General features: G+C 39.4%; 18 protein-coding genes and 1 pseudogene. 17 read left to right on the plus strand and 2 right to left on the minus strand.

All coding sequences use genetic code 11. From position 1 onward, the window contains the following. Positions 1–24: 24 nt before the first annotated feature. The 10 genes and pseudogenes from galU (at position 25) to KW850_RS10710 (ending at position 12,599) form a co-directional block, all read left to right on the plus strand. Complete coding sequence (gene galU / locus KW850_RS10665) at positions 25–909, plus strand: UTP--glucose-1-phosphate uridylyltransferase GalU (protein WP_218347556.1); 885 nt, start codon at positions 25–27, stop codon at positions 907–909. Positions 910–1,030: 121 nt separating this feature from the next. Continuing rightward, positions 1,031–2,173, plus strand: a pseudogene (locus tag KW850_RS10670) (CDP-glycerol glycerophosphotransferase family protein); the annotation flags it as partial. A gap of 345 nt (positions 2,174–2,518) precedes the next feature. Next, a complete protein-coding gene (locus KW850_RS10675; RefSeq protein WP_218347558.1) occupies positions 2,519–4,834 on the plus strand; it encodes an SH3 domain-containing protein in 2,316 nt (771 codons plus the stop codon). Positions 4,835–4,995: 161 nt separating this feature from the next. Further along, complete coding sequence (locus tag KW850_RS10680; protein ID WP_218347559.1) at positions 4,996–6,969, plus strand: SH3 domain-containing protein; 1,974 nt, start codon at positions 4,996–4,998, stop codon at positions 6,967–6,969. Between the two features lie 246 nt (positions 6,970–7,215). Further along, positions 7,216–7,614 carry a glycerol-3-phosphate cytidylyltransferase gene (tagD, locus tag KW850_RS10685; protein WP_218347560.1) on the plus strand — a complete coding sequence of 133 codons (399 nt, stop codon included), beginning with the start codon at positions 7,216–7,218 and terminating at the stop codon, positions 7,612–7,614. Further along, a complete protein-coding gene (locus KW850_RS10690) occupies positions 7,595–8,806 on the plus strand; it encodes a CDP-glycerol glycerophosphotransferase family protein (protein ID WP_256358199.1) in 1,212 nt (403 codons plus the stop codon). The genes tagD and KW850_RS10690 overlap by 20 nt, the downstream gene beginning before the upstream one ends. Before the next feature lie 118 nt (positions 8,807–8,924). Further along, complete coding sequence (locus tag KW850_RS10695) at positions 8,925–9,755, plus strand: ABC transporter permease (protein ID WP_218347561.1); 831 nt, start codon at positions 8,925–8,927, stop codon at positions 9,753–9,755. A gap of 17 nt (positions 9,756–9,772) precedes the next feature. Next, positions 9,773–10,579, plus strand: a complete 807-nt coding sequence (gene tagH, locus KW850_RS10700; RefSeq protein WP_218347562.1) for a teichoic acids export ABC transporter ATP-binding subunit TagH — start codon at positions 9,773–9,775, stop codon at positions 10,577–10,579. A gap of 2 nt (positions 10,580–10,581) precedes the next feature. Next, positions 10,582–11,313, plus strand: a complete 732-nt coding sequence (locus tag KW850_RS10705; protein ID WP_218347563.1) for a WecB/TagA/CpsF family glycosyltransferase — start codon at positions 10,582–10,584, stop codon at positions 11,311–11,313. A gap of 236 nt (positions 11,314–11,549) precedes the next feature. Then, positions 11,550–12,599, plus strand: a complete 1,050-nt coding sequence (locus KW850_RS10710; protein WP_218347564.1) for a glycosyltransferase family 4 protein — start codon at positions 11,550–11,552, stop codon at positions 12,597–12,599. Positions 12,600–12,736: 137 nt separating this feature from the next. On the opposite strand, the gene KW850_RS10715 is transcribed toward KW850_RS10710, so the two are convergent. Both KW850_RS10715 and KW850_RS10720 read right to left on the minus strand, forming a co-directional pair. Next, complete coding sequence (locus tag KW850_RS10715; protein ID WP_218347565.1) at positions 12,737–13,738, minus strand: LCP family protein; 1,002 nt, start codon at positions 13,736–13,738, stop codon at positions 12,737–12,739. A 147-nt stretch (positions 13,739–13,885) separates the two neighbouring features. Further along, positions 13,886–14,518, minus strand: a complete 633-nt coding sequence (locus KW850_RS10720) for a YigZ family protein (protein WP_218347566.1) — start codon at positions 14,516–14,518, stop codon at positions 13,886–13,888. Between the two features lie 323 nt (positions 14,519–14,841). Between KW850_RS10720 and KW850_RS10725 the strand changes: the two genes are divergently transcribed. The 7 genes from KW850_RS10725 to KW850_RS10755 all read left to right on the plus strand — a co-directional run bounded on the left by KW850_RS10725 (position 14,842) and on the right by KW850_RS10755 (position 21,125). Further along, positions 14,842–15,984, plus strand: a complete 1,143-nt coding sequence (locus KW850_RS10725) for a sensor histidine kinase (RefSeq protein WP_218347567.1) — start codon at positions 14,842–14,844, stop codon at positions 15,982–15,984. A gap of 65 nt (positions 15,985–16,049) precedes the next feature. Then, positions 16,050–16,736, plus strand: a complete 687-nt coding sequence (locus KW850_RS10730; protein ID WP_218347568.1) for a response regulator — start codon at positions 16,050–16,052, stop codon at positions 16,734–16,736. 128 nt (positions 16,737–16,864) lie between these two features. After that, positions 16,865–17,713 carry a DegV family protein gene (locus tag KW850_RS10735; RefSeq protein ID WP_218347569.1) on the plus strand — a complete coding sequence of 283 codons (849 nt, stop codon included), beginning with the start codon at positions 16,865–16,867 and terminating at the stop codon, positions 17,711–17,713. Positions 17,714–17,790: 77 nt separating this feature from the next. Then, positions 17,791–17,967, plus strand: coding sequence for a hypothetical protein (locus tag KW850_RS10740; RefSeq protein WP_218347570.1), 177 nt, complete (start codon positions 17,791–17,793; stop codon positions 17,965–17,967). A 172-nt stretch (positions 17,968–18,139) separates the two neighbouring features. Beyond that, entirely contained in the window at positions 18,140–18,541 is a 402-nt protein-coding gene (locus KW850_RS10745) for a hypothetical protein (RefSeq protein ID WP_218347571.1), read from the plus strand. A gap of 119 nt (positions 18,542–18,660) precedes the next feature. Next, positions 18,661–19,650 carry an NERD domain-containing protein gene (locus KW850_RS10750; RefSeq protein ID WP_256358207.1) on the plus strand — a complete coding sequence of 330 codons (990 nt, stop codon included), beginning with the start codon at positions 18,661–18,663 and terminating at the stop codon, positions 19,648–19,650. Continuing rightward, positions 19,638–21,125, plus strand: coding sequence for an ATP-dependent helicase ComFA (locus tag KW850_RS10755; RefSeq protein WP_374226311.1), 1,488 nt, complete (start codon positions 19,638–19,640; stop codon positions 21,123–21,125). The genes KW850_RS10750 and KW850_RS10755 overlap by 13 nt, the downstream gene beginning before the upstream one ends.

The following is a 21,125-nucleotide window of genomic DNA, read 5'->3' on the forward strand; positions in this document are numbered from 1 at the left end:
ATAAAAGTATAAGGAGATCAGAAAATGAGTAAAGTGAGAAAGGCGATTATCCCTGCTGCGGGGCTGGGTACAAGGTTTTTACCTGCCACAAAAGCAATGCCTAAGGAAATGCTTCCTATCGTTGATAAACCAACCATTCAATATATTGTCGAAGAAGCAATTGAGTCTGGAATTGAGGATATTATCATCGTAACAGGTAAGGGTAAAAGAGCAATTGAAGATCATTTCGATAGTGCCTTTGAGCTTGAAGTTAATTTAGCCCGTAAGGAAAAGTTTGAACTTTTAGAGCAAGTGCGTAAACCAGGGAATGTTGATATTCATTACATAAGACAAAAAGAACCTAAAGGCTTAGGTCATGCAATTTGGTGTGCAAGAAAGTTCATTGGGAATGAACCGTTTGCGGTGTTATTAGGGGATGATATTGTCCAAGCAAAAGTTCCCTCTTTAAAACAATTAATGAACGTCTATGATCAAGTTGGTGCTTCTGTCATTGGTGTTCAGCCCGTCCCAAGAGAAGAAACGAATCGTTATGGAATTATTGATCCAAGTCGGCAAGATGGACGCATGTATGATGTTAGAAACTTTGTTGAAAAGCCGCCTGTCGAGTTAGCACCATCGAATCTTGCTATTCTAGGCAGATATATTTTAACTCCAGAGATCTTTGAACTCCTTGAAAATCAAGAAACAGGATCAGGCGGCGAGATTCAACTGACGGATGCCATTCAACGATTGAATAGTATCCAAGATGTGTTTGCGTATGACTTTGAAGGAATCCGCTATGATGTTGGAGAGAAATTTGGATTCATCAAAACAACGATCGAAATGGCGTTAAGCAGAGAGGAACTGAGGGAGCAATTGCTTGAGTACTTAGCGAAGGTTGTTAAGCAAGAAGTGAGAATTAATAAATAGTTTTTTCAAGTAAACACAAGGCTGCTGATTATTTTAAAAGCAGCCTTATCGGTGTTTCTTTTAACAAGGTTAGGAGCGGTTTCTAGTGATTGCATCGTTAAAAGAGTTATTTATTTTGGTATATAAATATGTATTTCAATTCGTTTCTATCCTTCCAGTGAAGAAAAAGCTGATTATGTTTGAAAGTTTTCTAGGCAAGCAATATAGTTGTAATCCTCGAGCGATATACGAATACCTACAACGGAATCATCCTGACTATGAACTTATTTGGAGTGTCGACCCTCGTTATGAAAAAGGATTTATCGATAAAGGAATCCCATATGCACGGCGATTTTCGGTAAAATGGCTGTTCTTAATGGCGCGGGCAAGGTTTTGGGTCACCAATAGCCGGATGCCGCTGTGGATTCCGAAACCTAAGCAGACCATTTACTTGCAAACTTGGCATGGGACACCCTTGAAGAGGCTTGCACACGATATGAAAGAAGTGCTAATGGCTGGGACGACGACGGAGCAGTATAAGCAGGAATTTTATCTTGAATCGCGGAACTGGGACTATTTAATTTCTCCCAATCGCTATTCAACCGATATCTTTAAGCGTGCCTTTAAATTTGAAAAAGAAATGATTGAATCAGGCTATCCACGAAATGATATTTTTTATAGAGATGACCGTAAGGATAGAACCAAGGAATTTAAACAGAAACATTATCTGCCTGAAGATAAAAAAGTAATCCTCTATGCGCCAACATGGCGAGATAACCAATTTCATCAAGAGGGAAAATATAAACATGATTTGCAGTTGGATTTGGCTAAACTGAAAGAAGTATTAGGCGATGAATATATTATCATTCTTCGAATGCACTATTTAGTCGCTGAAAACTTTAACTTGGAGGCGTATAAAGGCTTTGCTTGGGATTTTTCCAAGCATGAGGACATCCAAGAACTTTACCTGATTAGTGATGTACTCATCACGGACTATTCTTCCGTATTTTTTGATTATGCCAACCTAAAACGACCGATGATTTTCTTTACCTACGATCTTGCAGAATACAAAGATGATATCAGGGGTTTTTATTTTAATTTTGAAGATTATGCTCCAGGGCCGCTCGTCGAAACAACCGAAGAAGTGATTGCCGCGATAAAAGGGTTAATGGATGCAAAGGTTCCGGATGAACGCATGAATGAATTTTATCAACGGTTTTGTTACTTAGAAGATGGACATGCAGCAGAAAGAGTGGTCAACGAAGTCATTTTAAAGAATCGTTAATATGTTTAATGATATATGCATGTGTGGAAACACCCAAGGTCTAAATTTGGGTGTTTTTGTCTTTTTGTAAACCAATGGGGATGGTTTTTTTAGTAATTTTCCGACAAAAATCCCGAAGAATATCTTTTTAGTATGAGAAAATTTTCCTATTTTTCTATTTGTAAAGAAGTATTTATTGGAATCTATTTAAAATCTCCTGTTAATAAGCGATAATATTAATAGAATTCATATAGGTTTCCTAGTTCTTATTGGGGACTTAACTCTTTCGCCATAATATGAGTTTTTTTATTGAATTGTAGAAATTTGCAATTAGCAACGATAGGAAAATGACAAGGAGGTGGCTAAATGAAACATATCGGGAAGGTTGTCTTGCTATCTACTAGTTTACTATTAGGGGAGATGGCAGCACCTATCGTTCCAAACGGCTTGCATCAAGCAGAAGCGGCCAGCACGAAAAAATTAGCAAATATCACCTATCAAACTACAGCAAATGTGAATTTACGAATGGGTCCAGCCGCAAAATATAAGGTAATTCAACTGATTCCTAATGCCAAAAACGTCACCGCAGTTGAGCAAACGGGAACTTGGACGAAGGTTACCTATCAATATACGGTTAATGGAAAAAAAATAGCGAAGACAGGCTGGGTTAGTACCTCCTATCTCAAGAAAATTACTGCCACCCCGAAAACGATACTATTTCCAAAAACAACCTATCAAACCACTGATAACGTAAACATTCGTTCTGGGGCAAACACGAAGGATAAAGTAGTTATAACGATTCCGAAGGGAAAGACCATCCAAAGTTCGGAAAAATTAAGTGACTGGTATAAAGTGACCTATACTTATCTTTCAAAAGGTAAAAATGTGACAACCACTGGCTGGGTAATGGGGACTTATTTAAAGGAATACTATAAATATAGTGCGATTACGGGTGCTTATTATTTTTCAAAAAAGACAGTGAAGCTTTATTCTACGCCTGATACAAAGAAAACCGCGGTTTACAGCCTGGCAAGCGGCAACGGACTGTATTCTGCCTACCAAGCAATAAATAGCGTTGGCCAAACCTGGTTCAAGGTGACGTATAATGGGAAAACCCTTTATGTTTATAGCGGTGATGTAACCAAATCCACGTTAACCTCCTTTTCAGCGGCAGAGTATCAATCCAAATTGGAAACCTATTTATACGCATCCTATGGTAAGGCGTATACAAAACTAGTGAAAATTCCAAAACAAACGATCATTTCTACCAAACAAAGAATTGGAGATTGGTATAAAGTCTCTTATAACGGTAAAACAGGCTATGTCTATAGCGGTGATTTTACGACATACAATAAACCTGCCGAGAATCCCGGTCCGGGAGAAACCGACAGGGACGACGTGATCAATCCACCAGCCGATGTGATTACCGAACAAGCCATAGTGAAGGCTACCTATTTAGTCACGGATCAATTAAATTTAAGACAAGCTGCCGGGACGACTGCCGCTGTTCTATCAGTGATTCCTAATGGCACGATTCTCATCCCAACCAGTAAGACATCTAATGGCTGGTATAAAGTTAACTACGCAGGGAAAAGCGGCTATGTATTTGGCACATACTTGCAACAGGTAATAACTGGTGATCCAATGGGCAGCAGAGATAGCTATCAGTTTATTGATTTAAGGACACAATCCCTTGTAACAGCCAGTCAGATAAATAATTATATTGCTGGCTATGTAAATAGTACAGGAAAGCCGAGTATTTTGACTAATAAAGGACAGGTATTTATCGATGCGGGGAAAAAATATGGGGTAAATGCACTTTATCTGGCCGCACATGCCATTCATGAAAGTGCCTATGGAACATCAACCATATCGCTTGCAAAGAATAACTTATTTGGCTTTGGAGCCTATGATGCAGCACCTTTTGTAGCAGCCTACCGGTTTACAAGTGTGGAGTGGTGTATTGACTATATTGCCCGTGAAATGAAAACAACTTATTTAAATCCTTCCAATTGGAAGTATCAAGGGGCCTATCTTGGCTTCAGTACGAAAACATTAACGGATGCAAGAATCAATTCCAATAGTGAAGGCATGAACTTTTTTTATGCAAGTGACCCAAACTGGGGGAAGGCAATCAGCCAGCAGATGCAAAAAATTCTTCCATATGATAAGAACTATTATACACAAGCGCGTGTAAATAGCGATATCCCAACAAGGCCGTCGTATCCAGTTGGAAGTGATGTGTTTCCGGCAAATATCATAGCTGCTGCAAAAAAAGACCTATCTCTTGTCAGTGAAAAAGATGGGGAGGGTACTGCTGGTGTAATGAAGGCGGGAAGTACATTTCTTCTGTTGGAGAAAACAAATGACTATTGGTTAAAGGTTAAGTTTAATAACAAGGAGTACTGGACAGAGGACGTGGCCTTTAGTAATTACATAAACTATTTATCTGTGAAAAATCTAGGTAGAGTTACAGTTTCAGGGCTAAATATGAGAACGGGACCAGCTACATCATATCCTTCCGTTGGAACCTTGGGGTTAAATGAATTTGTATCCATTGTTATGAAAGCGGATGGATCTTTAATGATGGATACATCAAAATCATGGTACCAGCTGAAAAGGGCAGATGGTTCAAATGCATGGGTAAGTGCTGCCTACCTTTATACCAAGGATTTAAACTAGCTTAATTGTTTTTAACTATTTTTTATAAAAAGTAGTTTTATAGATATAAATACCGAGGTGATGCGATAGTCCTTAATACGAACGTTCATTTCTGATGAGGAATCTTGATTCGTTACGATGACGGAAAAATTGAAAAGTAGAGAGAGAAGGTTGTAGATTTAATGAATAACATGGGGAAAGTCATGGTTTTATCCACCGGTTTAATACTTGGTGGTTTAAGCAGCGGAGCCACCATTCCGCTGGCACCAATTAGTATCGAGCAAGCAGAAGCTGCTAGTCTTGTCGTAATTAGTAAAACAACATTTCAAACAACAGCGAACCTAAGATTGCGTGAAGGTGCAGGTACTACATACAAAACGATTATCACGATTCCAAAAGGAAAAGTGATCACTGCAACAGAAAAAAAAGGCAGCTATTATAAAGTATCCTATTCGTACACATCCAAAGGCAAAACCTATAAAAAATCAGGCTGGGTCAGCGGCAGTTATGTAAAGGAATACTATAAATATATAAACACGAGCGGCACCTATTATTTTACAAAAAAAACAGGGATGCTATACACTACGCCTGATACAAAGAAAAAGTCTGTGGGGAGCTTACCAAATGGAAATGGGTTGTACTCAACACAAAAGGTTGTAAACAGTATTGGGAAAACATGGTACCGTGTACAATACAAAGGTAAATATTTGTACATTTATAGCGGTGATGTTTATAAATCTTCTTCCAAAAGCCTTGCAAACAAGGAATATCAAACCATTAAGGATACATATGTCTTTTCATCTTATGGACCTTCCTATACAAAATTGATTTTGATTCCGAAAGGTACTGCCATCTCATCGCTAAAGATGATTGGCAATTGGTATGAGGTAAGTTACAAAGGAAAAAAAGGGTATGTTTATAAGGAATACATGCAACCAAAATCAACAAGTACTGCGACGGAAAATCCTTCTGTCACCAATAATGGCAGTAACTATTTGGTTTTGGATGATGTAAATATGCGGAAATCAGGAGAAGGATCTGCTGTTTTGGCAGTTATTCCAAATGGAAGAAGTGTTAAATCAACCGGAAAAAAACTGGGTGACTGGTATCAAGTCATTTACAATGACAAAACTGGCTATGTATATAAAAGCTATCTAAAGGAATATAAATTAACGGATTACCGGTTTATTGATTTACGAACTAAATCGACTGTGACAGCCAAGCAAATCAATGATTACATTGCAAAAAATACTAATGGTAAGCCCAGTGTATTAGTTAATAAAGGACAGGCCTTTATTGATGCTGGTATAAAGTACGGTATAAATGCCCTATACTTAGCCGCACATGCCATCCATGAAAGCGGGTTTGGTACATCTAATATTTCATTAGGTAAAAAGAACTTATTTGGTTATGGTGCTTATGATGCTGCACCTTTTGTAGGGGCCTACCGGTTTTCAACCGTTGAGCAATGTATCAATTATGTTGCCCAAAAAATGAAAGCAGATTACCTAAATCCGAACGGTACTCACTTTGAAGGAGCCATGCTTGGTTATCGGACAAATGATTCCACGGGAAAGAGAGTGGCAAGTAAAAGTATCGGTATGAATTACTGGTATGCAAGTGATCCAAACTGGGGCAATGGTATTGCTAGACACATGCAGAACATCTTGCCTTTTGACCAAAAATATTATGATAAAGCGTCCATCAATACAACTGTCCCTGCATTACCGGGCATACCGGCTGGTAAAGACATATTTCCTGCAGGAATACAAGCAAAAGCGAAAAAGGACCTATCAAGCACGATTAAAAAAGATACAACCTTTATCCTACTTGAGAAATCAAATGATTATAATTTGAAAGTTAATGTAAATACGAAGGATACAACTATTAAAGTTGCTTTCTCTACCTACGATGATTACTTTACTGTACTTAACCTAGGGCGAGTTTCTGGTTCTAGTTATTTGAATGTTCGTCCTGAACCTTCTACTGCTAAAAAGGAAATTGCTCAACTATACTTAAATGATTATGTGCAATTGGTTTTGGATAGCAAAGGAATTATTGTGATGGATAAAACAAAAACTTGGTATAATATCAAGTTATCCACCGGTAAAACTGGCTGGGTAAGTAAAAATTATATTGTTAGAGAACTGAAATAGATTGGGGCTGACTTGTTTTCAGGTCAGCTCTTTTTTTCGAATTATCCTGAAAAAATGATACATAAATGAGCACAAAAATGGTATTTTGATGGAAATACAAAAGTTCTTCATTGAATTTTAAGTTTCATAGTCTTATAATGATTTGGTAAAGTTAAAGTTAAGATTATGTTAAATGAAAATAAGTGCTATTGGATGAATAAATATTTACACTTTTTCCGAATACTATTTACAGGAGGAATTACACTAATGAAAAAGGTCTTAACATATGGAACATTTGATTTATTACATTTTGGTCATATAAATTTACTTAGTCGCGCCAAAGATCTAGGTGATTATTTGATAGTTGGTCTTTCTACAGATGAATTCAACAAAGGAAAGAATAAACAGGCATATCATAGTTTTGAAAATAGAAAATTAATTTTGGAATCGATTCGTTTTGTTGATGAAGTGATTCCTGAAAATACATGGGACCAAAAAATTCAAGATGTTATCAAGCATGATATTGATGTGTTTGTGATGGGTGATGATTGGAAAGGCAAATTTGACTTTCTAAAGGAATATTGCGAAGTGGTTTATCTGCCAAGAACAATTGGGATCTCTACTTCACAAATCAAAGAAGATTTAAATGCTGTCACAAATGGTTAGGGAACTAGCCATTTGTTTTTATTTATTCATCTTTAGGTGTTTTTTTTCGATATTTTCACTCGTTCCGCTTAAAAACAAAACCACGTTTGTGGTTAGTTTCGGTGATAACACCCAGTATGTGTATAAAGAAATTTGCCAGCAGCACATACCAACAGACGTGGTTTTTCTATGTGAACAAAAAGCATTTCCTAAATTTAAGAACGTGGAGAAGGCCACGACTATACTTTTTGAGGTAAAATATCTCATTAACTGGACGAAGTCTGTATATCACTTAGCCACTTCCCGACATATTTTTATCGATAACTATTTCGGCTTTTTAGCTGCTGTGTCCTTTAAAAAAGAGGTCAAGTGTATTCAGTTATGGCATGCATCGGGAGCGATGAAAAAGTTCGGTCTAGAAGATGAATCGATAAAATCTAGAACGGATCGGGCAAAAGAGCGCTTTTTACAAGTATACAGTAGATTTGATCAGGTCGTTGTCGGCTCAGACGTCATGGCGGAGATTTTCATGAAGTCCTTTAACTTAAAAAAGGAGAATATCCTGCCAACAGGAGTTCCGAGAACCGATTTCTTCTATAATGAAGAAGCGAAACAAAAGGCGATTGCGAGTTTACTACATCAATATCCAAGTTTAAAAGATAAAAAGGTCATCCTGTATGCTCCCACCTATCGAGACAATGAGTTAGAACAGTTTAACCTTGTCTTAGAGTTGGATAAAATGGCACGGGAACTAGGACAAGAGTATCGGTTAATTCTACGGTTACATCCTGCGATTGTTAGAAAGGATGATTATGCAGTTCGATACCCTGATTTCGTTGTCGACCTCTCATCGCGTCAGTATGAAATTAATGAGCTGCTGGTCGCCGCCGATTATTTGATTACCGATTATTCTTCGATTCCATACGATTTTTCCCTTTTACATAAACCAATCATCTTTTTCACCTATGATTTGGATGAATACAAGCAACAGCGTGGTGTCATGGAAGGATTTGAAGAGTCCTTACCAGGACCATTAGTAAAAGATACGGAATCGATTATAGAACTTATTCAAAACGACCGCTTCGATTTAACAAAAGTCGATTATTATTCTGAAAAATGGAATCAATACTCGAAAGGCCATTCCAGCCAAAACTTGGTTTCCGAGATGTTTGCAGAACAATGTCCTCAAACTCACGTAAAAGGGGCATTATAAATAATGAGTACATGCTTCGAGTACCAAATTGCTCGGGGCTTTGTTTTTATAATGCCCATTTGGAAAAATTAATGTATAATGAACAAGGTTATTATTAGCGATAGGAAGGACAATTTTCATGAAATCGATGATTACAATTGTAAAGGAGCAAATCAGTTCCTTTTACCTGATCCTGAGGTTATCTGCTTTTGAACTGAAAAGTGCGAATACGAATAATTATCTCGGCAGATTTTGGGAGATACTGAATCCAATGATTCAGCTGACCATTTATTGGTTTGTTTTTGGTGCCGGAATTCGTAAAGGCAGTGGGGTTCCGATGGATAATGGCGTAGAAGTTCCTTTTTTTATTTGGATGGTAACGGGAATGATTGTCTGGTTTTTCGTAAATCCCGCGATTTCTGCTTCATCTAAATCGATTTATTCAAGAATCCAATTGATTGCAAAAATGAGTTTTCCGATGAGCGCGATTCCTTCATTTGTCATCATGGCGAATTTCTATACCCATCTACTATTAGTTGCAGTTGTTACTGTCTTTTTACAATTTACCGAATTTAAACTTAGCATCTACTATATTCAACTGCCGTACTTTATGATTGCCACATTATTATTTTTACTAGCCCTTGCACTAGTTACATCCACGCTGGCAACGATTGTCAGGGATGTGCAGCAAGTCGTTCAGTCCGTTCTAAAAATGCTGTTATATTTAACACCGCTCTTATGGCATACTGAACATTTAATGATCAATGGAATCGACTTTGCCTTTGTTTTAAAATTAAACCCTTTGTATTACATAGTTGAAGGGTACAGAGCAGCTTTGTTGGGAACAACCTGGTATCCAGCGGAGTACCCGCAATATACGTTGTATTTTTGGATTTTGGTTTTAGTGTTGTTCCTAATCGGTTCCGTTCTTCATTTGAAATTTAGAAACCGTTTTGTTGATTATTTGTAAATTGGAGTTGATTGTTTGTGAGTGAAACGGTGATAGTAAAGAACGTCTATAAAAAATATAAAATGCATCGGTCACCAAAAGAAAAGCTTCTGGATGTCGTGTTACCCGGTGGATATGGTGAAGATTTCTATGCACTTCAAGATATATCCTTTTCGGCTCAGCAAGGCGATGTTATCGGTCTTGTTGGTGTCAATGGGTCCGGAAAATCGACGCTATCAAACATCATTGCAGGTGTGATTCCGCCTACTACAGGAGAGGTTACCACGATTGGGACAACCTCGATTATCGCGATCTCCTCGGGGCTGAATAATCAATTGACAGGCAGAGAGAATATTGAACTAAAATGCTTAATGCTCGGGTTTAAAAAGAAAGAAATTATAGAGATGGAACCTGAAATCATCGAGTTTGCAGATATCGGTAAGTTTATTGATCAACCTGTAAAAAAATACTCGAGCGGGATGAAATCTCGGCTAGGATTTGCCATCTCGGTTACTGTCAATCCCGATATTCTGATTGTGGATGAAGCATTATCTGTAGGTGATCAGGTTTTCGCGCAAAAATCAAAGAACAAGATGTTTGAGTTTAAAGAAAAAGGAAAAACCATTTTCTTTGTCAGCCACTCCATGGGACAAATCAAAGAGTTCTGTGAAAAGGCGGTCTGGCTTGAGTATGGTGAAATAAAAAAGTTTGGTCCGGTTAAAGAAGTCATTCCAGAATACGAAAAATTCTTAAAAGAATATAAGTCAATGACCAATGAACAGCAGAAAAAGTTCCGTGAACAGGTCATGCAAAAACAAAAAGGCTTAGCGGGTAAAGGAATCTAATAATGAAAACTAACTTGGTTTCCGTTTTAGGAATAGATTTTATTAATAAATGCTTTGATCAAGTGGTAGAGGACCTCTTATCCAACATTAAAAATAAGCAAAAAGCCTTCATTGTCACGGCTAACCCAGAAATTGTCATGTATGCTCATGAACATCCCGACTATAAAAACATTATCCAATCGGCTGACATGGTTGTACCAGATGGGTATGGGATTATTCTTGCTTCGAAGATCTTACACACTCCGATAAGGGAGAGGGTGGCCGGTTATGATTTAACGGTCCGCCTCCTTGAACTGGGGAATGAGAAAAAGTGGAAAATTTATGTCTTAGGCGGGCGTGAAGAGACCAATCAAAAAGCTGTGTCTAACATCCAAAACAACTTTCCGCAAATTCAAATTGCGGGACGTCATCATGGTTTTTTTGATTGGGAGAAAAGCACGGTAACCGCTGAAATTAAAGCCGCTAACCCTGATATTGTGCTTGTGGCATTAGGATTCCCTAGACAGGAACAATGGATAGCCAAAAATCTGGACCAATTTTCCGAGGGGCTTTTTATGGGGGTTGGCGGCAGCATCGATGTTCTTGCCGGTGAGGTTCAGCGCGCACCGCGCATCTGGCAAAAAATGAATCTTGAATGGTTTTACCGCTTAATTAGCCAGCCGTCGCGGTGGAGAAGAATGTTGGCAATCCCGCGATTTTTACTGCAAATCTTTAAATTAAAGCTCCATAAATAAGGTACGCCCCTTTTTTAAAAGAAAAAAAATGTAACCTTTTTGTTCTGCCATGCGTCTTACAAAGTGATAGAAGTATAGTGCTAGTAATTGTAGTTTAAGTTTGAATATTCCGATAATTTATTAATTTATACCAAAGTGAAAATTGGTATGCTATAATATGTTCGTTCTGTACTTAGAAATATGTGCCTGTTTCTAAAATTTATTAATGGGGCATTATATTCATAGGGAGGGTCTCCATGTTATATCTGACCTTAATATTATGTTTTTTATGCTCCATTTTAATGACTCCAATTGTTAAAAAATTGGCTTTTAAATTAGGAGCAACGGACAGTCCTAATCAGCGTAAAGTACATTCTAAGATTATGCCGCGTTTAGGCGGCTTAGCTATTTATATCAGTTTTCTATTAGGTATATTAATCCTGCATCCAGATAGTCCTTACCATGCTGCTATTATTGCTGGTGGAGTCATTATATTAATTACTGGTATGTTAGATGATATCTATGAGTTATCAGCTAAATTAAAATTCGCCTTACAAATCATTTCCGCACTAATCGTCGTGATGTGGGGCGGAGTGGAAGTTGAATTTATTAACTTACCATTTAATGGTTACTTAGAATTTGGTATCTTTAGTATCCCGATTACGGTAATCTGGATTGTTGGTGTTACCAATGCTATCAATTTGATTGATGGACTGGATGGTCTTGCTGCTGGCGTTTCTTCAATCGCCTTTATCACCATTTCCGGAATGGCAATAGTGATGGGGAATGGTTATGTAGTCGCGATGGGGACAATCCTTCTTGCCAGCACGTTAGGATTTTTACTCTATAATTTCCATCCCGCTAAAATTTTTATGGGTGATTCCGGAGCGCTTTTCCTTGGTTATATGATCTCGGTACTATCCTTACTTGGTTTTAAGAATGTAACGTTAATCTCATTTGTTGTTCCAATTATTATTTTGGGTGTTCCGATTTCGGATACGTTTTTTGCTATCATCCGCCGTATATACAATAAGAAATCATTATCTGCTCCAGATAAATCCCATTTACACCATTGCTTACTCGAACTAGGTTTCACTCATCGTGAAACGGTTCTATTGATTTATGCAATGGCAGCCATGTTCGGTCTTGCAGCCTTTATTTTTACCATCACAACGGTATGGGGTTCCATCTTAATCATGACCATTATCGTGCTCGCGATTGAACTATTTGTTGAAACGATTGGTTTAATCAATAAAAATTATCGGCCGCTCCTCCGAATTATGGGGATTTTGAACAGAAACAGGTAAATCTAAAAGAATAGTGACTCTATTAAAAGGGTGAACCACGGCAGGCTGTTTCGTTGTGGATTACCCTTTTATTGTTGGCTTTTACTTAAAATTTATGCAAAAAAAAAACCCGGATTTTACTGATCCGGGTTTTTTGCTTATTCACTTTCCGTTGTACTAGCTGTAGTTGTTCTGTTAAGATGTTCCTTCAGTTTTGCTTTCGTTTCTTCTAATGCAGTTTCATCTAATTTATAATAATAAACACGATCAATATAGTCGTCAGAACCTTTTAGTGACATCGATTCAACATTAATTCCAGAACCTGCTTGGACATAGCTGATAAATGATTTCATTTGATCGAACGTTAAATCGGTTGACATGTTTTTCCCAACCGCTTCCATTACATCAGTGTAATTTGTAATCGACTTAATGGATGAACCTTTTGCGAGAATGGCCTTAAAGATTTGCTGCTGGCGCAGTCCTCTTTGGATATCACTATCAATTTTTCTTGTCCGGGCAAATGCTAGTGCTTGCTCACCATCAAGTTCTTGTAAGCCTTTTTTCAAGGTAATGGCTTTTGCGTGGTCCTCGGAATCTTGTTCTGAGAAGGTGAACGGTACGTCAACTTTGACCCCATCAAGGGCATTTATAACATCAATAAACGCGTTAAAGTTCATTTTTACATAATAATCCACTGGGACATCAAGTAACTCTTCAACTGTTTCAAGTGTAAGTTTCACGCCGCCATATGCATGAGCGTGCGTGATTTTTGTATATATATCCTTCTCAGGTATATGAACATAGGAATCACGCGGTATACTTAGTAGTTTAATAGATTTTTCTTCTTTATTAAACGTAGCAAGCATCAATGCATCCGAACGAGAGTTGCCGCTTTCCTTCCGTTTTTCACTATCATCAACACCAATAAATAATATCGATGTATTTTCAAGTTCAACATTGGTGTTTGCTTTCTTCGTTTCACGTTCAATTGGCTTGTAGGATTTATTCATCACCGATTCAGCCTTGTTATACAAAAATCCGCCATATGCGGTTGCGCCGATAATCAATAATAGAATCGGCATGATGATCCATAGCAATATTCGTTTCCGTCTTTTCTTGCCTTTTTTATTATTTTTATAAACTTGTCTATTGATAGACATAGATTGCCTCCTAGTAGTAAAAGTAGAAAAATGTCTGCTTTTGTTGAAAATCTATTCTATTTTATAATATTTATTGAGATTGGTAAAACAAAATTTTGTAAATATAGAAAATTACTATTTTTTGTCAATACAAAAGAAAAGAAATGCCTATATATCGGACTCTAGATAGGTCATTTCACCTTTTGTAATCTCTGCTTGTCCATTGGTGAGTTCAATCATCCATTCGATGAACGCCTGATGTTTCTCTTCTTCGACAAAGACTTCCACTTCGACATTTTCGAGGTACTGAATATTTTTAAGGATATAAATGGACGATCGTAATTCATTTTCAATCTTTCCAAGCCATGAATAATCAATTTTGACATGGCAAACTTGCATTAATTTTCTTTCTACGATTCCGACTGCATCTAGACCTTCAGAAGTTGCCTTTCCATAAGCACGGATTAATCCGCCTGCTCCTAATTTAATCCCGCCAAAGTAGCGGGTAACGACCACTACGGTATCCTTCAGTTTCCTTTTTTTCAATACCTCAAGAATAGGAACCCCCGCTGTACCGCTTGGTTCACCATCATCGTTGGCTTTCTGTATTTGATCGTGCTCGCCAATTAAATAAGCGGAACAATTATGAGATGCATCCCAATATTTTTTTTTCAATGCCTGGATAAATTCTTGAGCGTCCAATTCTGATTCTGCTCTTTTAATGTGAGCAATAAAACGTGATTTTTGAATAATAATTTCATGCTCACCAGCGTGTTTTACTGTATTGTACCGAGGTAACATTATGCGCTCTCCTTCCTAAATATCATAATGGTGTAATATAACTTTAATATGGCAGTAAAATTTCCGTGTTATAATAAAAAAGTTCAAAGTAGTGAAAAGCTGTTTCTATGGGCAGATAGAGGTATTCCTATTATACTACTTTTTTCTGAAATGAACGGTAGTGTATAGGATATGATTAGCAAATTGTTTCAATCCAATGTAAAATATATTAAAAGGTATGTAAGAGAAAATCCAAAGATAATGAAATTATATTCTTTGAAATTAGAGTATTGCATAGCTTGTGCGTTTAGGCGCTTATTGCTTTTCTTATCGGAGGAATGTGTATGAAAATTAAACAGATTAATATGAAATCAATTGATGAAATTCGTGAGGAAATGATTGAAACCGTTACTTGCAGCAAAAGTGACATCTTCCAGATAGGTGAGCAATGCCGTCAAGATTATGAAAAAATGATCAATGAATTAGACAATATTAAGCAAATGATGGTAAAACTTACAACAGAAGGCGAAGAACTTGAAAGACAAGTCCTTGAAGCACGGAGCATGCTGTCAGAAGTCAGTATGAATTTTAAAAATTACACGGAAGAAGAAGTCCGTGATGCCTATGAAAAGGCCCATCAACTACAAATGGATCTTTCGATAAATTGGCAATACAAAAAGCAGCTGCTGGATAAACGAGCAGATCTTGAAAATCGCCTGGTAGGGTTGGACGAAACGATTGATCGTGCCGACCAGCTTATTTCGCAAATCTCGGTTGTCATGAATTACTTAACCAGTGATTTAAAGCAGGTTGGTAAAGTACTCGAAGATGCGAAAGCCAAACAAGATTTCGGATTAAAGATCATTGAAGCACAGGAAGAAGAGCGCAAGCGGCTTTCAAGGGATATTCACGATGGTCCTGCCCAAATGCTTGCCAATGTCATTATGCGCTCAGATTTAATTGAACGAGTCTATAGGGAAAAGGGCGCAGAAGAGGCTTTTTCGGAGGTTAATAGCTTTAAAAAAATGGTCCGTTCGGCACTTTATGAAGTCCGGCGCATTATTTATGACCTTCGTCCGATGGCATTAGATGATTTAGGTCTCGTCCCTACCCTCAGAAAATACCTGCAAACAATCGAAGAATATCATAACCACTCAAAAATTGATTTTGTGAATATCGGACTAGAACGCCGACTTCCAACTAAGTATGAAGTCGCACTCTTCCGGATGATTCAAGAATCAGTTCAAAATGCATTAAAACATGCAAATTCCTGTGAAATCAAAGTACGGTTAGAAATAACCAATGCGGCAGTTACTGTCTTAATCAAGGATAATGGCGTCGGTTTTGATATTTCGGAAAAGAAACCAGAGTCATTTGGCATGATTGGGATGCGGGAGCGCGTTGACCTGCTTGAAGGTGAAATAACCTTTGATTCAAAAATAGGCAAGGGAACCGCTGTACTGATTCGAGTTCCACTTATTAACTAAAAAACTAATGAACCTACCGTCAATGGAGAAAATTTCGAAATTAGAAGGACTAGGAGGCGTAAAAATTGACTACGAAAATTGTCATTATAGACGATCACCAACTATTTAGAGAAGGTGTTAAAAGAATACTAGAATTCGAAAAATCGTTTCAAGTTGTATCAGAAGGTGACGATGGCTGCGAGGCTTTAAGATTAGTAGAAGAATTTCAACCTGATGTTGTGATTATGGATATCAATATGCCGCAAAAGAATGGTGTCGAAGCTACCCGTGAATTGGTTGAGAAATACCCAGACACGAAGATTATAATCTTATCCATTCACGATGATGAAAACTATGTAACCCATGCCCTGCAAACTGGGGCCATTGGTTACCTCTTAAAAGAAATGGATGCCGATGCCTTGATTGAAGCTGTCAAAGTGGTAGCGGATGGCGGATCGTATTTACATCCAAAGGTTACTCATAATTTGGTGAACGAGTACCGCAAGCTGGCAGCGGGTGTTGCTCGCAGTGGTGGTGCTTACCTGCAATCGATGGAAATCCGCCGCCCTTTGCATTTACTGACACGCCGTGAATGCGAAGTGCTGCAAATGCTTGCCGATGGAAAAAGCAACCGCGGGATTGGCGAAGCTTTATTCATTAGCGAAAAAACAGTCAAAAACCACGTATCAAACATTTTACAAAAAATGAACGTCAATGACCGCACCCAAGCCGTAGTCGTCGCCATTAAAAATGGCTGGGTAGAGGTAAAATAATAGAACAAACCAAGGGCATGCTGAAAAGTATGCTCTTTTTGTTTGACCAATTAATGCAATTTATTAGTATTTCATATAAAATAAAAAATGCCATAGAGTAGTTAAAAAGATAAGGATGGTATTTTTTTATGAAGACAGCCGTCGTTACGGATAGTACTGCGTACATCCCTAAGGATTTACGAGATAAATGGAATATACATATGATCCCCTTACATGTCATCTTTGGAAACGAGGTTTACCAGGAAGAAGTGGATATCACTTGGAGCCAATTTTACGAAGAGGTCAAGACGAAAGAGTTGCCAACCACTTCACAGCCGCCGATTGGCCAGTTTGTCGATTTATTTGAAATCCTTGCTAAGGAGTATGATGCTGTCATTAGTATCCATCTTTCAAGTGGAATCAGCGGCACTTATCAAGGTGCTGTCGCTGCCAGTACGATGGTAGACGGCATCAGCGTGTATCCATTTGATTCAGAAATCAGCTGCATGGTGCAAGGTTTTTATGCAATCGAGGCCGCAAAATTGGCATCCCAAGGTGAGGATGCTGCTTCCATTATCGCCCATTTAGAAGCATTAAAACAAACGGCACGGGCCTATTTCATGGTGGACGATTTAGCCCACCTGCAACGAGGGGGGCGTCTCTCCAGTGCCCAAGCCTTTTTTGGAAGCCTCATTCAAGTTAAACCACTGCTTCATTTCGAAAACAAGGTCATTGTCCCATTAGAAAAAGTCCGCACCCGAAAGAAAGCAATGAAACGGATCGTTGACCTGCTTGATGAGGATGCATCTAGCGGCAACAGCTATCAAGCTGTCATTATTCACGCCAATCGTGAGGAAGACGCCAAGGAATGGCGCGCTGAACTGTCAGCCATGTATCCAAACGTCCAATTTACCATCGGATACTTCGGCGCGGTCATCGGTACCCATCTCGGCGAAGGAGCCATGGGCTTGGGGTGGATGAAAAAATTAGATAAGTAAATTACCTGCCATTCCGCCCTCTGGGACGGAATGGTTTTTGATTTTATGAGGGTGAGAGCTCTCGTGCAAGCTGATCAGTGGTTGGGCTCGAAAACATTAAAAAAGGTAATGAAAAGGGGTTTGGCGGAATCAATTGGGGAATCGGCGGGAAAAGTTACAATGTCGGCGGAATCCGTCCGAAGTTAGGCGGAATAACTCCAACAAACGGCGGAATCCCCGGCCAAATCGGCGGAATCCTCAAGCTGGAGCACTAGCGTGCAAACTGGTCAGTGTAGGGGCTCGAAACCCACTAAAAAGGGTATCCAAAAGAGGTTAGGCGGAATCATTTGGAGAATCGGCTGAAAAAGTTACAAAGTCGGCGGAATCCGACCCAAGTTAGGCGGAATAACTCCAACAAACGGCGGAATCCTCGAGCCGAGCGCTAGCGTGCAAACTGGTCAGTGGATGGGCCCGCAACCCACTAAAAAGGGTATCCAAAAGAGGTTAGGCGGAATCAACTGGGGAATCGGCGGGAAAAGTTACAAAGTCGGCGGAATCCGACCCAAGTTAGGCGGAATAACTCCAACAAACGGCGGAATCCCCGGTCAAATCGGCGGAATCCTCAAGCCGAGCGCTAGCGTGCAAACCGAACAGTGTTTAGGCTCGAAACCCACTAAAAAGGGTATCCAAAAGAGGTTAGGCGGAATCAATTGGGGAATCGGCGGGAAAAGTTACAAAGTCGGCGGAATCCGACCCAAGTTAGGCGGAATAACTCCAACAATTGGCGGAATCCCCGGCCAAATCGGTGGAATTCCTTGCAAAGTAGGCGAAATCCGCTCTACCCAATAGAATTCAAGCCTACCTAAATGACTAAAACTCGTAAAAAAATTTGTCAAATTAGCAGGAATTTCTTCAATCTTTGTAGAAATTTCTCAAAAAAGATAAAGGAGTTGACGAATAATTTGATCATGAAAGGATTAACACTCCCACAAAGGCTATTGTTAATCGAAATTCTAAAAGTTCGCTTAACAATCGGCCACTGCAAATATCAAGAGATAGAAAAAGACCTGGCCAAACGATGGGCTGGATACTGGGGCGAAATAGCACTGGCTAATTACGTCAAAGAAATACACCATGATAGATACCTCGTCTTCCACGACCTCCAACTTCAATTCAACGGCATTCACTTTCAAATCGACACCCTTCTTCTCTCCAAACACTACATTCTAATCATCGAAGCCAAAAACATTGCTGGTACATTAACATTTGATAATACTTTTAAGCAGCTAATCCGTACAAATGAGGATGGATCAGAAGAATCTTTCGAGGACCCGCGTGTTCAATGCCAGCGACTTCAATCCCTTCTCCGCAATTGGTTAATTAAAAACCATTGCAACCTGCTCCCAGTAGACACCTTAATTTTTTTCAAAAGCACCAGCACCATCTTGAAAACTAATTCTGGTGACAAAACAGATTTCAGCAAAATATGTAAGGGAAGAGACCTTTTTAATAAAATTGAGAAGATGGAACAAACGTATCAGCAAGAAAAGATTAACAACGGAACGATGGAGAAGATTGCGAAACTACTCTTCGACCAACATTGTCCCAGGGCTATAAACATTTTAAAAGAATACAATTTGACCGAAAAAGATATTCGCAGTGGTGTTTGCTGTCCGAATAAAGAATGCAGCTATATTCCGATGAATTACAAAAGAGGGAATTGGATTTGCCCTGTCTGCAAGACCATATCAAAAGATGCCATCCTAAAAGCCCTCAGTGACTACTTCTACTTATATAAGCAAACGATCACTAACCAAGAAGTTAAAGTCTTCCTGCATCTCGCATCCCCTAATACCACTCAAAAAATACTTCATAAATTAAACTTGAAAACAACGGGAAGAACAAAAGATCGATGCTATTATCTCTGTCCAGAGAAGGTGCCCCTGTGCGTTTTATGATAAAAAATGACATGTTAGTCCCAAGTACCATACAAGGAGATTCTTTCCCCATCTCGAAACTGCCGAACATCCCACATCCGCCGCTCAATCCAAACTTCTCCTATAACCATGACCTGCAGCAGCTTCTTACTGGTAAACAGCTCCTCCTAGAAGATATTCCCTTTCCTATCGAGGAAGTACAGGCTCATTATGAAAATGGCTATATAACGTACCGGAAAGGAATCAACTACGAGGGGAAAAAGCCAGTCTGTGCCCGTTGCGGCATGAAGAGCCCGCACTGGTTTGCCGCCTTTCCATGCTCACGATGTGGTGAAACCTGTCATTATTGCCGTCATTGCATCATGATGGGTAGGATTAGCGCTTGCACGGCTCTCATTGGCTGGAGTGGGCCGTTGCCTGACACCAAACTTCCTGAAACCATCAAACAATGGCGGGGGACTCTCTCAAAGGGGCAGCAGGATGCATCAGACCATGTGGTAGATGCCATTTTGCATAATCAAGAACACCTAGTCTGGGCTGTTTGCGGGGCAGGGAAAACGGAGGTTCTATTCGCCGGAATCGAGGCTGCACTTGCTGCTAAAAAAAGAATCTGCATTGCCACCCCACGGACCGATGTCGTCTTAGAACTCACCCCTAGACTGAAAGCCGCCTTCCCGGAAATAAAAGTAGCTTCCCTTTATGGCGGAAGTGAGGACCGCCATCACTATGCCCCCCTCACCATTGCAACCACCCATCAACTGCTCCGCTTTTACCAGGCTTTTGATTCGCTTATATTAGATGAGGTTGATGCCTTTCCATATACTGTCGAAGAATCCCTCCAGTATGCCGCCATTCAGTCGCGAAAACCGTCTTCCGCCATGATTTACCTGACTGCCACCCCCAATCAAAAATGGCAAAGGGAATGCCGGACAGGAAAACGAGCATTTACCACCATCCCAGCTCGTTTCCATCGCCATCCACTCCCAGTACCCGAATTTGAATGGTGCGGTAACTGGCAAAAGCAGTTGCAAAAAAATAAACTCCCGCCCAACGTCCTTCGCTGGATAATGGCGCGGATTCATGTGAACAAACAAGCCTTAGTGTTTTTCCCACATATCCTTTTGATGGAAAAAGCGCTCCCCATCCTGCATCCATTGGCGGCATCGATAGAATCTGTCCATGCCGAAGACCCTGACCGCAAAGAAAAAGTTCAGAGAATGCGTTCCAAAGAAATTCCTTTACTGTTGACGACGACCATTCTTGAGCGAGGCGTCACCTTCCCCAATATTGACGTGGCTGTGATTGGGGCCGAAGATGCCATTTTTTCAGAAAGTGCGCTCGTTCAGATTGCCGGAAGGGCGGGGAGGAGCAAGGATCATCCAGAGGGGATCGTGACTTTTTTTCATCATGGAAAAACTGAAGAGATGGTAAAGGCAAGAAAACAAATCGTCTCGATGAACCGAGAAGGGTTCCAAAGGGACTTGCTCGATAAATGA

Source organism: Bacillus sp. sid0103 (assembly GCF_019219025.1).

Bases quoted from the DNA above. Each gene is read 5' to 3' on its own strand.
- KW850_RS10675 (WP_218347558.1), top strand. From the start codon at position 2,519: ATGAAACATATCGGGAAGGTTGTCTTGCTATCTACTAGTTTACTATTA.
- KW850_RS10735 (WP_218347569.1), top strand. From the start codon at position 16,865: ATGAAGACAGCCGTCGTTACGGATAGTACTGCGTACATCCCTAAGGAT.
- galU (WP_218347556.1), top strand. From the start codon at position 25: ATGAGTAAAGTGAGAAAGGCGATTATCCCTGCTGCGGGGCTGGGTACA.
- KW850_RS10710 (WP_218347564.1), top strand. From the start codon at position 11,550: ATGTTATATCTGACCTTAATATTATGTTTTTTATGCTCCATTTTAATG.
- KW850_RS10725 (WP_218347567.1), top strand. From the start codon at position 14,842: ATGAAAATTAAACAGATTAATATGAAATCAATTGATGAAATTCGTGAG.
- KW850_RS10695 (WP_218347561.1), top strand. From the start codon at position 8,925: ATGAAATCGATGATTACAATTGTAAAGGAGCAAATCAGTTCCTTTTAC.
- KW850_RS10705 (WP_218347563.1), top strand. From the start codon at position 10,582: ATGAAAACTAACTTGGTTTCCGTTTTAGGAATAGATTTTATTAATAAA.
- tagD (WP_218347560.1), top strand. From the start codon at position 7,216: ATGAAAAAGGTCTTAACATATGGAACATTTGATTTATTACATTTTGGT.
- KW850_RS10720 (WP_218347566.1), bottom strand. From the start codon at position 14,518: ATGTTACCTCGGTACAATACAGTAAAACACGCTGGTGAGCATGAAATT.
- KW850_RS10690 (WP_256358199.1), top strand. From the start codon at position 7,595: ATGCTGTCACAAATGGTTAGGGAACTAGCCATTTGTTTTTATTTATTC.
- KW850_RS10680 (WP_218347559.1), top strand. From the start codon at position 4,996: ATGAATAACATGGGGAAAGTCATGGTTTTATCCACCGGTTTAATACTT.
- KW850_RS10715 (WP_218347565.1), bottom strand. From the start codon at position 13,738: ATGTCTATCAATAGACAAGTTTATAAAAATAATAAAAAAGGCAAGAAA.
- KW850_RS10750 (WP_256358207.1), top strand. From the start codon at position 18,661: ATGAAAGGATTAACACTCCCACAAAGGCTATTGTTAATCGAAATTCTA.